At 65.2% G+C, this 12,493-nt stretch carries 16 protein-coding genes; 5 read left to right on the forward strand and 11 right to left on the reverse strand.

Annotated elements, in window-relative coordinates:
- Positions 1–24: 24 nt before the first annotated feature.
- The 9 genes from FHS96_RS15375 to FHS96_RS15415 form a co-directional block, all read right to left on the reverse strand.
- Positions 25–534: a hypothetical protein gene (locus tag FHS96_RS15375; RefSeq protein WP_429593210.1), complete on the reverse strand. Its 510-nt coding sequence runs from the start codon at positions 532–534 to the stop codon at positions 25–27.
- Between the two features lie 27 nt (positions 535–561).
- Positions 562–1,074 carry a TIGR02594 family protein gene (locus FHS96_RS15380; RefSeq protein ID WP_429593213.1) on the reverse strand — a complete coding sequence of 171 codons (513 nt, stop codon included), beginning with the start codon at positions 1,072–1,074 and terminating at the stop codon, positions 562–564.
- Complete coding sequence (locus FHS96_RS15385) at positions 1,071–1,424, reverse strand: hypothetical protein (RefSeq protein WP_429593216.1); 354 nt, start codon at positions 1,422–1,424, stop codon at positions 1,071–1,073. The genes FHS96_RS15380 and FHS96_RS15385 overlap by 4 nt, the downstream gene beginning before the upstream one ends.
- Position 1,425: 1 nt before the next feature.
- Positions 1,426–1,653, reverse strand: a complete 228-nt coding sequence (locus tag FHS96_RS15390) for a tail protein X (RefSeq protein WP_429593219.1) — start codon at positions 1,651–1,653, stop codon at positions 1,426–1,428.
- A complete protein-coding gene (locus FHS96_RS15395; RefSeq protein WP_429593222.1) occupies positions 1,653–2,147 on the reverse strand; it encodes a head completion/stabilization protein in 495 nt (164 codons plus the stop codon). The genes FHS96_RS15390 and FHS96_RS15395 overlap by 1 nt, the downstream gene beginning before the upstream one ends.
- A gap of 148 nt (positions 2,148–2,295) precedes the next feature.
- Entirely contained in the window at positions 2,296–2,502 is a 207-nt protein-coding gene (locus FHS96_RS15400; protein WP_429593225.1) for a hypothetical protein, read from the reverse strand.
- The gene (gpM, locus tag FHS96_RS15405) at positions 2,499–3,257 is read right to left on the reverse strand and encodes a phage terminase small subunit (protein WP_429593228.1); all 759 of its coding nucleotides are present in this window, start codon (positions 3,255–3,257) and stop codon (positions 2,499–2,501) included. Before gpM ends, FHS96_RS15400 begins: the two co-directional genes overlap by 4 nt.
- Positions 3,257–4,282, reverse strand: a complete 1,026-nt coding sequence (locus FHS96_RS15410) for a phage major capsid protein, P2 family (protein ID WP_429593231.1) — start codon at positions 4,280–4,282, stop codon at positions 3,257–3,259. Before FHS96_RS15410 ends, gpM begins: the two co-directional genes overlap by 1 nt.
- Positions 4,283–4,321: 39 nt before the next feature.
- Positions 4,322–5,197, reverse strand: coding sequence for a GPO family capsid scaffolding protein (locus tag FHS96_RS15415; protein WP_429593234.1), 876 nt, complete (start codon positions 5,195–5,197; stop codon positions 4,322–4,324).
- 509 nt (positions 5,198–5,706) lie between these two features.
- On the opposite strand from FHS96_RS15415, the gene FHS96_RS15420 reads away from it, so the two are divergent.
- From FHS96_RS15420 to FHS96_RS15430, 3 genes are all read left to right on the forward strand, one after another.
- On the forward strand, positions 5,707–7,494 hold the full coding sequence (locus FHS96_RS15420; protein WP_429593237.1) for a terminase large subunit domain-containing protein: 1,788 nt from the start codon (positions 5,707–5,709) through the stop codon (positions 7,492–7,494).
- Positions 7,494–8,522 (forward strand): phage portal protein, encoded by a 1,029-nt coding sequence (locus FHS96_RS15425; protein WP_429593240.1) that lies wholly within the window; start codon positions 7,494–7,496, stop codon positions 8,520–8,522. The genes FHS96_RS15420 and FHS96_RS15425 overlap by 1 nt, the downstream gene beginning before the upstream one ends.
- A gap of 127 nt (positions 8,523–8,649) precedes the next feature.
- Positions 8,650–9,465: a DNA adenine methylase gene (locus FHS96_RS15430; RefSeq protein WP_429593243.1), complete on the forward strand. Its 816-nt coding sequence runs from the start codon at positions 8,650–8,652 to the stop codon at positions 9,463–9,465.
- Between the two features lie 76 nt (positions 9,466–9,541).
- Here the strand turns inward: FHS96_RS15430 and FHS96_RS15435 are convergent, their stop codons facing one another.
- On the reverse strand, positions 9,542–9,805 hold the full coding sequence (locus tag FHS96_RS15435) for a hypothetical protein (RefSeq protein ID WP_429593246.1): 264 nt from the start codon (positions 9,803–9,805) through the stop codon (positions 9,542–9,544).
- 331 nt (positions 9,806–10,136) lie between these two features.
- Between FHS96_RS15435 and FHS96_RS15440 the strand changes: the two genes are divergently transcribed.
- Together FHS96_RS15440 and FHS96_RS15445 are read left to right on the forward strand one after the other, a co-directional pair.
- Complete coding sequence (locus FHS96_RS15440) at positions 10,137–10,292, forward strand: hypothetical protein (RefSeq protein WP_429593249.1); 156 nt, start codon at positions 10,137–10,139, stop codon at positions 10,290–10,292.
- Positions 10,293–10,441: 149 nt separating this feature from the next.
- Positions 10,442–10,939 (forward strand): hypothetical protein, encoded by a 498-nt coding sequence (locus FHS96_RS15445; RefSeq protein ID WP_429593252.1) that lies wholly within the window; start codon positions 10,442–10,444, stop codon positions 10,937–10,939.
- A gap of 831 nt (positions 10,940–11,770) precedes the next feature.
- Here FHS96_RS15445 and FHS96_RS15450 read toward each other — a convergent pair.
- A complete protein-coding gene (locus tag FHS96_RS15450) occupies positions 11,771–12,490 on the reverse strand; it encodes a replication protein A (RefSeq protein ID WP_429593255.1) in 720 nt (239 codons plus the stop codon).
- Positions 12,491–12,493: the final 3 nt, after the last annotated feature.

The following is a 12,493-nucleotide window of genomic DNA, read 5'->3' on the forward strand; positions in this document are numbered from 1 at the left end:
GCGACGACGGGCGCGGGGCCGGCATCAAGGGTTGTTGCGGCGCAGCCCGGCAAGATCATTGAGAGCGTCAAACCAATCAGCCCCAACGCGATCATCCGCGGAAATCTGTGCATCGGCCTTCTCCATTCGTTCGGTGGCAGCGCGCGCGGCCGCGGCGTCTCGGCGCGCGGCGGCGGCATCGGTGGCGAGCTTGGCGTCACGCGACTGCATCGCCTCGGCGAGGGTGGCCGCGGTGGCGGCGTCGCTGTCGCGTCGGAAGGCGGCGAGCGCGCCGATCGCGCGGTTGCATTCCGCCCCCGGGGCAACCTTCACCGTCACCGGCTCGCCGTTGCGGACGCCGGCGGCGAGGACGTCGTCATAGCCCTTGCCGGCGCTGGCGCAGGCAACATCGATCCAGCGGCGATAAGCATCGCGCTCGCCGGCGACGTGCTGCCAGGCGACGTACATGGCGCCGCCGATCGAGGCGAGCAGCAGCAAGGTGATCAGCCCGCGATGGACGCCGAGCCAGCGGGCGACGGTGGAGATGACGGTCATGGACGTGCCTCGCGCGCGGGAGCCGGCTCAGGCTTCGTTGGTGGACACCACGCCCTTGGGCATGGTCGGCAAGGGCTGGTTGAGCTGCGGCACGCCGGCGGGCCAGCGGATCGCAAACGCATCGGACTTCGCGATATCCATGATGTTCACCGCGTTCGACTGATTGCCGCCGAGCGCCTTGTAGAAGCGCTTGCATGGCGTCTCGCCGACGATGAAGAACACATGGTTGCCGCCCTTGCGCTTCTTCACGCCGATCGCGCCCACCTGCGCCTTGCATTCGACGCCATAGTCCGCCCAGGCCGCGGCCGAGGCGAAGCGGCCGCCCTTGGGATAGGGCAGGCCGGCGGCGTCCATGCAGTGCGCCACGAAGAAGCCGCACCACGGCGTCTCATCGTTATTGTACCAGCCGGCGCCGAGACGGGCCCAGCCCTTGGCGATCCAGCTGTTATGCTTCGGCCCGGGGATCTCGCGCTGCCCGACCAGCGAAAGCGCGACGACGATCCATGCTGATTGGGTGGCGAGGGTGGCCTTGCTGGTCATTCGGGATCTCCCTTGCGGCGAAACCAGCGGTCGCGGAGATCCGCCGGCAGGTTGCCCACGACGCCGGATGCGCCCTGGATGAATTTGGGGGTGGCCTCGAAAGCGATCATGCCGAGGACGAAGCCCACGGCCTGGATGACGAACGGATCGAAGCGGAACAGCGCGGCGAGCGCGGCCGTCACATAGTGGCTGACGCAGATGCCGATGCCCCACTGCATGAGGCGCTGGCTCCACGACAGGCCGGTTTTCCACGCCTGGGCGACCGCGGCGCCGAACGCCGCCGGCGCCAGCGCCTGCAGGAAGGATCCGACGGCCGTGGCCGCGTCGCGCGCGAGATGGTCAAGGTCCATGTCAGTCCCAGAGCTGGATGAGCGCCGTTTCGGGCGCCGGGTTGTCGATTGCCGGGATCGCGACCAGGTGCCCTTCGGGCAGGGCCTGGGCGAGCGGCGCGAGATCTCGGTTTGCCTCGAGCACGCGCTCGACCGCGTCGGCGCCCATGCCGATCGCGCGCCAGACCAGCGCGTCGAGCGATTCGCCGGCGAAGGCGGCAACGGTGGTGGCAGGCGTGGCGGCCGCCATCAGATCAGCTCGACGGACGTGCGGCCGACCGAGAGGATGTCGCGGATCGCATGGGTGGCGTTGCGGCGGTGTTCGTCGGCGGGGACGGCGCGCTCTTCATTGCGCTCACGGCCCTCGTTGGTGGCGGAGATGTCGCCATGCGTTTCGGCCAGGTCGGCCGCGGCATAGGCGCAGACGGCGCGGCGGTAGAGCAGCTCAAGCGCGCTTTCGCCGTCGATGGTTTCGTCGTCAACGTCGACCAGGCCGGCGACGCCGGCGGCGATCCAGCGGCGCTTCCACGCGGCCAGCTCGCGGCGCACCGAGATCATCGCCCCGCGCACGCTGTCGCGCAGGCGCTGGTCGGTAACGGTGGTGGGGATCCGCACCGCGTCGCGGACAACGGTCAGGGTGATTCCGGGATACCAGTCATCGCCGGCGACCAGGTCGAACGGCGGTTGCTCGGGCGCTTGCGGATCCGCCTCGGTGGGCGGCGGGGAGGCGACGAAGCCGGTCACGCGATGTCACTCCCTTGGTTGGTTCGCCCCGCGGCTAGCGGGGGGTGGAGAGCGAGCCGGGAAAGCCGCCGTTGGCGTGAGGCTTCCCGCTCGTTCTGCCCCCCGAGCGCCGCGGGGCGAGCTTGGACAGCCGGCGAACCGGCTGAATTCAGCAGAGGCCCGCGCGACGGGTCTCGAAGATCGAGCGCGGCGTCACCTGGCGCCACAGCACGCGATCGGCGGCAGGGGCGATGACGAACAGCGCGAGGGCAGCGAAGGCGACCACGCCGAGCGCGGCCTCCTGGGTGGCGATCGCCACGGAAACCGCTGCGGCGGCAAGGCATGCGAATGCGAAGATGAGGTGACGTCGGATCATTGAGCTTCTCCCTGTTGTTCAGCGGCCTGGGCGGTGGTGAGCTTGCGCAGCTCGCGCTCGAGGCGATCGATGTCCTTCTTCACGCCGGCGGTGCTGCTCAGCCCGTAGCCGCGGCGCAGATATTCCAGCGCGCGCTCCACGCCGGCGCGGCGGCCGCCGGCGGGCAGCTGCTCCTCGGGCCGGCCTTCGACGATGCGAACGATCTGCAGGCCGATCGCCTTGAACAGCTTCGCCTTCACCTGGTCGGGCATGTCATGCTCGGCCGCGATCCATTCGATCCGCTGCAGCGCTTCGATGTCTGCGTCCTGGTGGGCGCCGAGCTTCTTGAGGGCGGCATCGGCAATTTCCTCGACGATAAGCGTCGCGGCGGTGCGGTTGAATCGCTCGGGCAGCTTCAGGTCGTGGCGCAGGACATAGTCGGCCAGCGGCATCGCCCGCGCGAAGGCGCCGATATCGATCAACCAGATCATCACCTGGACGAGGATGTCATCATGGCCGCCGGTGTCGGCCTGCAGCACGCCGGCGATCCACGGTTCGTACTTCTCGACCAGCTCCGGCTTCAGCTCGATCTTGCGCTCGACCGACTGGATGTCGCGCAGGCGGCGGACATCGAGGCCCAGTGCCGCGCGAAGCAGCTCATACTCGGTGGCCTCGGCGCCGGCGGGCACCTCGACCCCCGCCGCCGCCGCGACCGCGTGAGCGGCCGAGACGACGACGGCGGACTTCCTCCGAAATGCGCGCTTCGCGGGCGACATCAGGCGTCTTCTTCGATCAGGACGATGTCCTCGATCAGGCAGGCCAGGTCGTAATCCTCGACGACATAGCCTTCGTTCGAAGACTGGAAGTCCTCGACCCGATCGGCGTCGGGCGCCTCGCGGATGTGGCGGCGGCGCTTGCCGTCCTGGTAGTAGATCGAGAGGTTGCGCAGCGGCGTGATCAGGATCGCGCCATCCGGGAAATAGGCCGGCTGCGCGCCCTGCAGGCCGCCAATGCGGCGTGACGACATCAGGATGTCCAGCGCCACCTTCTCGGTCGGCTTCTCGTCCTGGTTGACGAGCTGGAAATATTTGTCGTGGATCAGGTCAGCGGCGCAGAGCGCAACCAGGTCGTTGCGGTTGCGCGCCCAGGTCGGCAGCAACTCGTGCTTTGCGTCCATCACCAGCGCATCGAGATTGCGATAGTCGCCACCGGGACCGACGCGGATCTGCGTGCCGTTCGCGCCGTCCGTGCCGTCCATGACGCGCGCAGCGCTATCAACGCGGATATGCTCGAGCCAGCCGATGTTGACGTCCTGCAGCAGCGGGTTGGCGACCGGATCGGTGGTGGCCGCGGCCGACGTGCCGTTGAAGCCGATCATGATGCGATCAAGCGCGCAGCGCTCCATGATCGCGGCCTGGATGCGCGTCTGGAAATCCGGGAACTTCGCCCAGGCGTCGAGCTTGGCATAGCGCAGGTGGGTGTCGAAGTTGGTCTGCTTCAACTCATAGCCGCGGTTGACCAGGCCGGTCGGATCGCGCGTGGTGCGACGTCCTGCACCGCTGGTGTCGGTACGGCGGGCGACGGTGCCGCCGACCTCGATGCCAACCGTCTCGCCCTTCAGCTCGGGCACGCCGATCAGGTTGATCTGGCCGAGGAAGGCGCTCGATTCCTGCACCTTGGTTTCCAGCACCTGCTGGACGGAAGGATCGACGGCGAAGGTCTTCTCGACGTCGCGCGTGCCGTTCAGCTCGGCAATGCGCTGGGTGTAAAGCTCCCAGGCTTCGCGGGTGTTTCTCAGCATGGTCGGGTGGGCTCCTGGGTGAGGGGGCGGTTGCGAGGATCAGAAGTCGGCGAGTGCGTAGCTGGTGCCGCCGGCGGCGGGCTTGCGCGTCTGCGAGCCGCCACGTTCCGGAGTGTCGTCGATCGACGACTCGAGCGCCGTCAGCTTGGTGGAAAGCCCGTCGAACTTGCCGGCGATCTCGATGCTGAAGGCGTTGAAGCCCTCAACCACCTTTTCCATGGCCTGGCCGAGCGCGGCGAAGCGCGCGTCGTTGTCGTTGGCCGGCACCTGCGGAGCGACCGGCACCGGCGGCGTGACCACCTCCGGCGCCTTTCCGCCGGTGAACTGCTTGAAGAACTCGGTCGCGGCCGCGAACAGGCCTGCGCTCTCCGAAGGCGTGACCGCAGGCGCATCCTCGAACACCAGCTCGATCTCCTCGGCGACCGAGAAGTGATTGCCGGGGTTCTGCTTGCGCGCGGCGAGCGGGGACTTGTCGCCCTGGCTGGCAGCGAATTCCAGCATCTCGGTGCCGAGCGAGGCGGGGCTGTCGGTGATCGCGAGGCCGACCAGGCCGGCCTTGCCGGTGCCGGCGAAGTCGGGCTGGATCTCGATCGACGTGTAGAGCTTCTGTTTCTTGCCGTTGAGCTGGACGAGCGCATCGGTCGGCTCGATCTGCGCGAACAGCGCCAGCTTCTTTTCCTTCTTGCCGGCCAGCTCCAGCTCGATCTCCTCGGCCTTCACGGCCAGGACGTCGCCATAGGCGTTGAACGGCGGATCCGCGCTGAAGCCGCGGATATGCTCCATGTTTACGCGGGCGGCATAGGTGGCGCGGTTGTAGGTCGCGGCCATGTCGGAGATCCAGCTGCGCTCGATCTTGCGGCCATCGACGGTCGCACCTTCAACGGCGACGCGGAAGAACTTGGACTGCTTTGCCATGGTCGGGCGGGCTCCGGTTGCTTCTGTGGCGCGCGGGCGCCGATCGCCGGGCAGAAGGGACCGAGAGGGGGCAAAGTCGCAACGCGGGCTTGTTGTGTCGGCGGCGGATACAACAGCGACGGGGGATGGCTGTTAGCGGCGCGGTTTCAGCTCGATGATGTCTGCGCTCTCGGGAGGCCACTCGGAAGGCGGGGGCGGTGGCTCGCCCTTCGACCATTCGGCCAAGTCCCTTTGGACCCATTCGCTGACAGCACGAACGTGGGCCGCGTCAGCGAAGATGGCCAGCTCAGACAGCACCGCCTCGGCGCCTTCAATAAAGGCCTGTCGTTCATGTTCAGACCAAGACGGCATTGATGAAAGCTATTCGGGTACGCGAAGCGCTCCCATCACATAGGTGGGATTTTTTGCGAAACTCAGCACGATAGGAGACAACAGCGGCTTGTTGTGTGCCAGCTTGATACAACAGCGGAATCCGCCGCACAGGGCGAAGCAGACTAGCGTCAGCTCCTATGCTCCGGAGCCCCGACGACAATGTGACCTTCTTCGACGCGCGCCGCGAGGCGCGCAGTCTCTATTGGCGCGGCTGGGCGATCACGCAGATCGCGGAGGAGCTGAAGCTCAAGCGCGCCACCGTCGAATCCTGGAAGCAGCGCGACAAATGGGACCAGGCGCCATCGGTGCGCCGGTGCGAGGATATCGTTGAGGTTCGCTACCAGATGCTGGTGGCGAAAGAGAAGAAGACGCCGCACGACTTCAAGGAGATCGACCTCCTCGGCCGCCAGCTCGAGCGGCTGCACCGGTGCCAGAAATATCGCGAGACCGGCAACGAGGCCGACCTCAACCCCAATATCGAGGCGCGCAATTCGGGGCCGAAGAAGAAGCCACGCAAGAACCACCTGACGCCAGAACAGATCGACGCGCTGCGCGAAGATTTCGAGGCCGGCATGTTCGGCTATCAGCGCACCTGGTGGGGGGCGCGCGACGAGCGGACGCGCTTCATCCTCAAGAGCCGGCAGATCGGCGCGACCTATTATTTCGCCCGCGAAGCCCTGCTCGACGCGCTCGAGACCGGGCGCAACCAGATCTTCCTCTCGGCGTCGCGCAACCAGGCGAACCTGTTCCGCGGCTATATCGTCGAGTGGGTCTACAAGATCACCGGCGTGCAGCTGACCGGCGAGAGCCTGGTGCTCGACCGCGGGGAGGGCGAGGAACAGCCGACGATCTATTTCCTCGGCACCAACTATCGCACCGCCCAGGGCTATCACGGCAATTTCTATTTCGACGAGTGCTTCTGGGTCCACGGCTTCAGGAAGATCGACAGCGTCGCCAGCGCCGTCGCCAGCCAGAAGCGGTACCGCGAAACCTATTTCTCGACACCGTCGACCGTGGCGCACGAGGCGCACAAGAAATGGTCGGGCGAGGAATTCAACGAAGGCCGGCCGAAGGCGGACTGGACGAAGATCGAGACCTATCACGCCGCGCTGAAGGATGGTCGGCGGGGCGGGGACGGGATCTGGCGGCAGATCGTCACGATCGAGGATGCGCTGGCGAGCGGATGCGACCTGTTTGACCTTGAGCAGCTGCGCCGGCGCAACGCGCCCGCCGTGTTCGACAATCTCTACATGTGCAATTTCGTCGACGACGCCACGTCGATGTTTCCCTTCTCGATCATGCGCCCCTGCGCGGTCGACGCCTTCGACAAATGGCGGGATTATGACGGGTTCGCACTGCGGCCGTTCGGCGAGCGCGAGGTGTGGATCGGTTATGATCCGGACGAGAGCGCCGCCGGCGACAGCGCGGCGCTGGCGATCCTCGCGCCGCCGGCGAAAGCGGGCGATCCGTTCCGGGTGCTCGAGAAGATCCGGATCAAGGGGCTCGGCTTCGACGGCCAGGCCGCGCTGATCCTGAAACAGCTCGAGCGCTACAACGTCACCTTCATCGGCATCGACACCACCGGCGTCGGCAAGGCGGTGTGGGATATCGTGGTGAAGCGGTTCCCGACCGCGAAGCGCATCGACTACAACGTCCACGTCAAGACGCGCATGGTGCTGAAGGCCAAGCAGGTCATCATGGCGCGGCGCTTCCAGTTCGACGCCGGCGACAAGGATATCCTTGCCAGCTTCATGAGCATCCGCGCCGAGCTGACGCCCAGCCAGCGCCAGCTGACCTATACCGCCAGCCGTGCCGGCGACACCGGCCATGCCGACGTGGCCTGGGCGATCATGCACGCGATCGACAACGAGCCGCTCGAGGGCGGCGATCCTTCCGACAACCGCGCCACCGTGGAGATGTATTGATGTCCGTCCGCCTCATGTCGGCCGCGCCAGAGGCGCCGAGCAGTGCGATCCAGGCCTTCGCCTTCGGTGACGCGGAGCCGGTGATCAACCGGCGGGAAATGCTCTACCACATCGAGTGCCACCACAACGGGCGCTGGTATGAGCCGCCGATCGCGCCGGTGAACCTCGCCAGAGCCTATCGGGTGTCGCCGCATCATTCGAGCGCGATCATCTACAAACGCAACCAGCTGCTGCGCCACTTCCGGCCCAGCCGGTGGCTCGATCGTCGCAATTTCGGCGAATGGGTGCTGAACTTCCTCACCATGGGCAACGGCTATCTCGAGCGCCGCGACAACCTGGCGCAGCGGCCGTTGAACCTGGTCAACGCGCCGGCGCTGTACGTGCGCCGCGGCATCGAGGCGGGGCGCTACTGGTGGGTGCCTGGCTATAAGCAGGAGCAGGAATTCAAGCCCGACCGCGTGTTCCACCTGTGGGAGCCGGATCTCGCCCAGGAGATCTATGGCCTGCCGGAATATCTGGCCTGCCTGCAGAGCGCCTTCCTCAACGAGAATGCCACGCTGTTCCGGCGCCGCTATTATCTCAACGGCAGCCATGCCGGTTTTGTGTTCTACCTCAACGAACCGACGATGAATAACGAGGATGCGGACGCGATCCGGCAGGCGCTGAAGGACAGCAAGGGGCCGGGCAATTTCCGCAACCTCTTCATCCATGCGCCCAACGGGAAGGCCGAGGGCGTGAAGATCATCCCGATCGCCGAGGTGGCGGCCAAGGACGAATTCCTCGGCATCAAGAATGTGACGCGCGATGACATCCTCGCCGCCCACCGCGTGCCGCCCCAGCTGCTCGGCGTGGTGCCGCAGAACAGCGGCGGCTTCGGCGACGTCGGCAAGGCGGCGGACGTGTTCTTCGTGAGCGAGATCGCGCCGTTGATGGCGCGTTGCCTTGAACTCAATGATTGGCTGGGCGTGGAGGCGGTGGCCTTCGATCCGTATCAGCCGATCGCCAGCCCTTCACCCGCCCGCGGATAGCGGAGCGGGGGAAGCCGGGCGGCCACCCGGCAAACCGACGAGCTGCCACTCGCCACGACCTAGCCCGGCCGCATCGGCCGCCCCGCTCCCGCAACCGGGCGGGGCTCATCGTGAGTGAGATCGAAACATGATTACGTCAACCGTTCCCGTCGCGCCGGTGGCGCCTGCTGCCGGCTATCAGGGCGGCAAGCGCAACCTCGCGCGCCGGATTTGCGCGATCATCGACGGGTTGGAGCATGACGGCTATGCCGAACCGTTCGTCGGCATGGGCGGAATTTTCTTCCGCCGGCGCCGGCGGCCGCGGGTGGAGGTGATCAACGATATCTCCGGAGACGTCGCCACCTTCTTCCGCGTGCTGCAGGAGCATTATCCCTACCTGCTCGACATGCTGCGGTTTCGGGTGGCGAGCCGGGCGGAATTCCAGCGGCTGCTCGGACAGGATCCGACGCGGCTCACTGACCTGCAGCGCGCGGCGCGGTTCCTCTACCTGCAGCGCCTCGCGTTCGGGGGGCGCATCGAGGGGCGCACCTATGGCGTCGATAACTCGTCGCCGGCGAGGTTCAATGTGACGAAGCTCGAGCCTGTGCTGGCTGACATCCATGATCGCCTCGCCGGCGTGACGATCGAGCAGCTTCCCTTCGACAGCTTCATCGCCCGGTACGATCGCGCCGGCATGCTGTTCTACCTCGATCCGCCCTATTGGGGGTGCGAGACCGATTACGGCCAGGACGTCTTTAGCCGTGACGACTTCGAACGGATGGCCGGGCAGCTGGCGGGGATCCGCGGCCGCTTCCTGCTGTCACTGAACGACGTCGCCGGCGTGCGGGAGACGTTCGAACGGTTTCACATGCGGGAGCTGGAGACGAGCTACAGCATTGCCACGGTGAACGGGGCCGGCGCGAAGCGGGTGGGCGAGTTGCTAATTTCGAACTTTGCTTTGTGAAGTTGGGAGGGGGCTGTGCGGCCCCCTTCCATCTGCAGGCGGTGTGGAGAAATCGCGCTCTGCGGATGGCGGAGCATCAATCTGCATTTGGCGGCTTTATCTCAAGGGTGGAAATGGATTCGTCCTGCGCTGGCGCGATCAGCGAATTCAGGTAGCCCGTGATCAGCAACTCGCAATGCGCGGCGATGTGGGCGTAGCCGCCGGACAGGGCAGGATCATCACAATCGGCGGTCAGTTGCCGAATGAGGGCGAGCTCGGCACTGACCTCGTCAATCACCTGCCGAATGCTGCTAATCGCTTCCTCATCCGCGACGGTTTCGTCGTGTGGGGAATCTGGCACCAATATCCTAGCTGGTCGCGCCCCAGCATGAGTGACGCCAAAAGGGGCATAAGGCCGAACCCGTGCAGCGCCAATGCCTTTGTCGGTGTGTCGCGCGGCGATCGTCCACCTGCTCCGCGCGCGGCCGGCCCAAATCCCTGGTGGCCTGCTGCACAAATTGTCCTAAAAGCGGGCATTGTCGGCGCGTATCCAGCAAGCTGCTGACGACTGAGAGACTGACTGGTGCTCCCGCTTGCAACGGGAGCATCGCGCAATGAGTACCCCATACGACGTCTCAGATCATATTTTGCGTACATGGCATGAGTGGGAGATCAACGGTCGGGACCGCACCGTGATCCTGGTGATCGAGACCGACGCCGAAATGTGCGCGGGCGAGCCGGGATTTGATCCGCTGCTGTTGGAAAGGTTGCGCAGTTCCGCAGTCGCGCGACTGAATGCAAGTGCCACCGCGATCGACCGGATTCGCATCGTGCCGGTGCGATATTGACTTGATCAGACAGGAGGGTCGGCGCGCGCCGCCTGCCGGACCTCGTAAAGTCCCAGCGTGTTCCTATATGTCAGCTATCGCGCCCCTCCTGTCAGCGTAGGCGCGGCTGAGAGATGCGTTGTGCTCCCGCTGAAAGTAGGAGACGTCCATTGATCAGCCTTCTGAAAACCAGCGACGATAGATCGGCGAAAGTGATCGAGGCGTCAGATCCGGATCTCAATCGGCTGCTGTTCGAGGAGCAGAGCGCGATAATGAGGGCGGAAGCAGCCGGCGACAGCATTTTGAGACACGCTCATGAGGACGAGGCGCGTGATGTTCGCTCCCTCATTGACGAAACGGAGTTTCCGAAACGTGCGGCGCACGACTTCGAAGCCCGGAGGCGGGTACGAGGGCGCGAGCAGGACGTTTCACATCGAAGCACATCACTGTCAGGGGATGCCCGTGCCGAGTGCACCGATGCTGACCTTGCCTTGCTCCAAGCGCACTGTTTGCGCATGGAATTGGAACTCAGCGATCTGGTCGCCAGCGGCCGGATTGGCCGGCATCATAACACCTATGAGCACAGATCCCGGATCGTGCGACAGCAGAGGCAGCGGATCAGAGCCCTTTGCGATGATGGTCCAAGCGATGACCTCAACGCGACTTAGCAGCGAGCGCTGTAAACTCCTGGCGCGGTGAGCAACAGGCGTTGCGCCTCTGGCCTACGAGTTGCTCATCAGCGGAGTGAGGATGAGGTCGCGTGCGGAGCCTTGCGCCATTTCATCCTGAGCGCCGCGCTTGCCCCCGCGCCTCGCCAGCCCGCTTTTCGTGTCGGTTTTGATGCAGATAGCCGAGGCTTCACGCAGCTGAGAGCGATAAGCCCGCATGCATTTTGATGCACGTTGATGCGCCAACGTTGCACCGCTGATGGATTGATCGTGCAGCGACCACTGCGTTGGGAAAAGCTATCGATCACGTGCTCCAGTTGCGGACATTGGCTGGCGGATGCACTGTCTCACCATGAGCGACGCACGATTTGAAAAATGGTTCAAGCGACATGCCAGCCTGACGATCTGGCTGACAGTCATCGGCGCCAGCATAATGTTTGCAGCGACACTCGTCGACGTAGCGTTCGGCTTAGGTTGGGGCTGGGATCGGGAAATTCTCTTAGGAGCACCACTTATCGTAGTTGGCGCGTTGATAATCCGGCTTTGGCACCGTGCCATGGAGCGCCTTGTGAATTGGCTCTCTGGTTAAGCCATCGGATGCCGAGGCGAGCTGACTGCCTCATAACTGCGGTTACGGATTACCAAGCGGTGCTGAAGGTTGACGTTTCGCGCTTCGGCAACCCGCATGCTCCCGCCGGGGAGCACTCGCGCCGCGTGAGCGGCGTGCCCCTGGGGCCACCATCCAAGCTTTGGATGATGTTGCGGCCTGTGAGCGAGGCTCTGTCGATCAGATCTGCGCCGGCCGTAGGCCGTCCTTTTATGTTTTAGACTTCAGGCAGGATTCTGACCGTTTAGTGAACTCGCGTTCGTGCCAAGTGATTGGCCCAGGCGGATAAGGGCCTCCGCGAGGGACGGATCAGAGATGGTCGCGCGCAGCCGCTCCGCCTCGGGTAGCCTGGCGATCATCTCTGCCAGCTCGGCCGCCTCCGATTCGCGGCGATGTGCAAAGTCGTCAGGCACGGGACCGCGGTGGACCAGCCGGGCGACCAGCTGCGCGGCCACCTTCGGCAGACCGAATCGATAGGCGTTGGAGATCTGGCGGACCTGCGGCCCGCGACCTTCATTGTCGGTCGGCTCGGTTCGTCGGATCCACTCGAGGAAGCCATGCTCCTTCAACGCGGCCAGCGCGCGTACGACAGCGGCGCGCGATCGTTTGATCCGCGTCATCAACGTCTCAATCGACGGGTCCAGGCGCCCGGTCTTGTAACAGACCAGCCGATAGAGCTCCCGCAGCACCTCAAGGCCGATGTGGCCTAACGGCCCGTTGCGCTTGCCGGCCTTCTTGCCGCTCAGGTTGAACTGCTCGGCCGCGCGCATGCGCGCGGCGATCTCGCGCGGGTTGACCGGCCGCCAGAAGCGTCCTTCGCGTTCGCCGACATTATAGCTGTTGCGCCGAACCGGTTGATGGGTTCGGCGCTGTTTCTGCAACCTGCCGGTCAGGATCTCGCCGAAGGAGCGGGCGCCGTCGCGCATGGTGGAGGCGTCGGTCACGAC

The organism is Sphingomonas zeicaulis (genome assembly GCF_050433225.1).
Classification (GTDB): domain Bacteria; phylum Pseudomonadota; class Alphaproteobacteria; order Sphingomonadales; family Sphingomonadaceae; genus Sphingomonas_D; species Sphingomonas_D zeicaulis.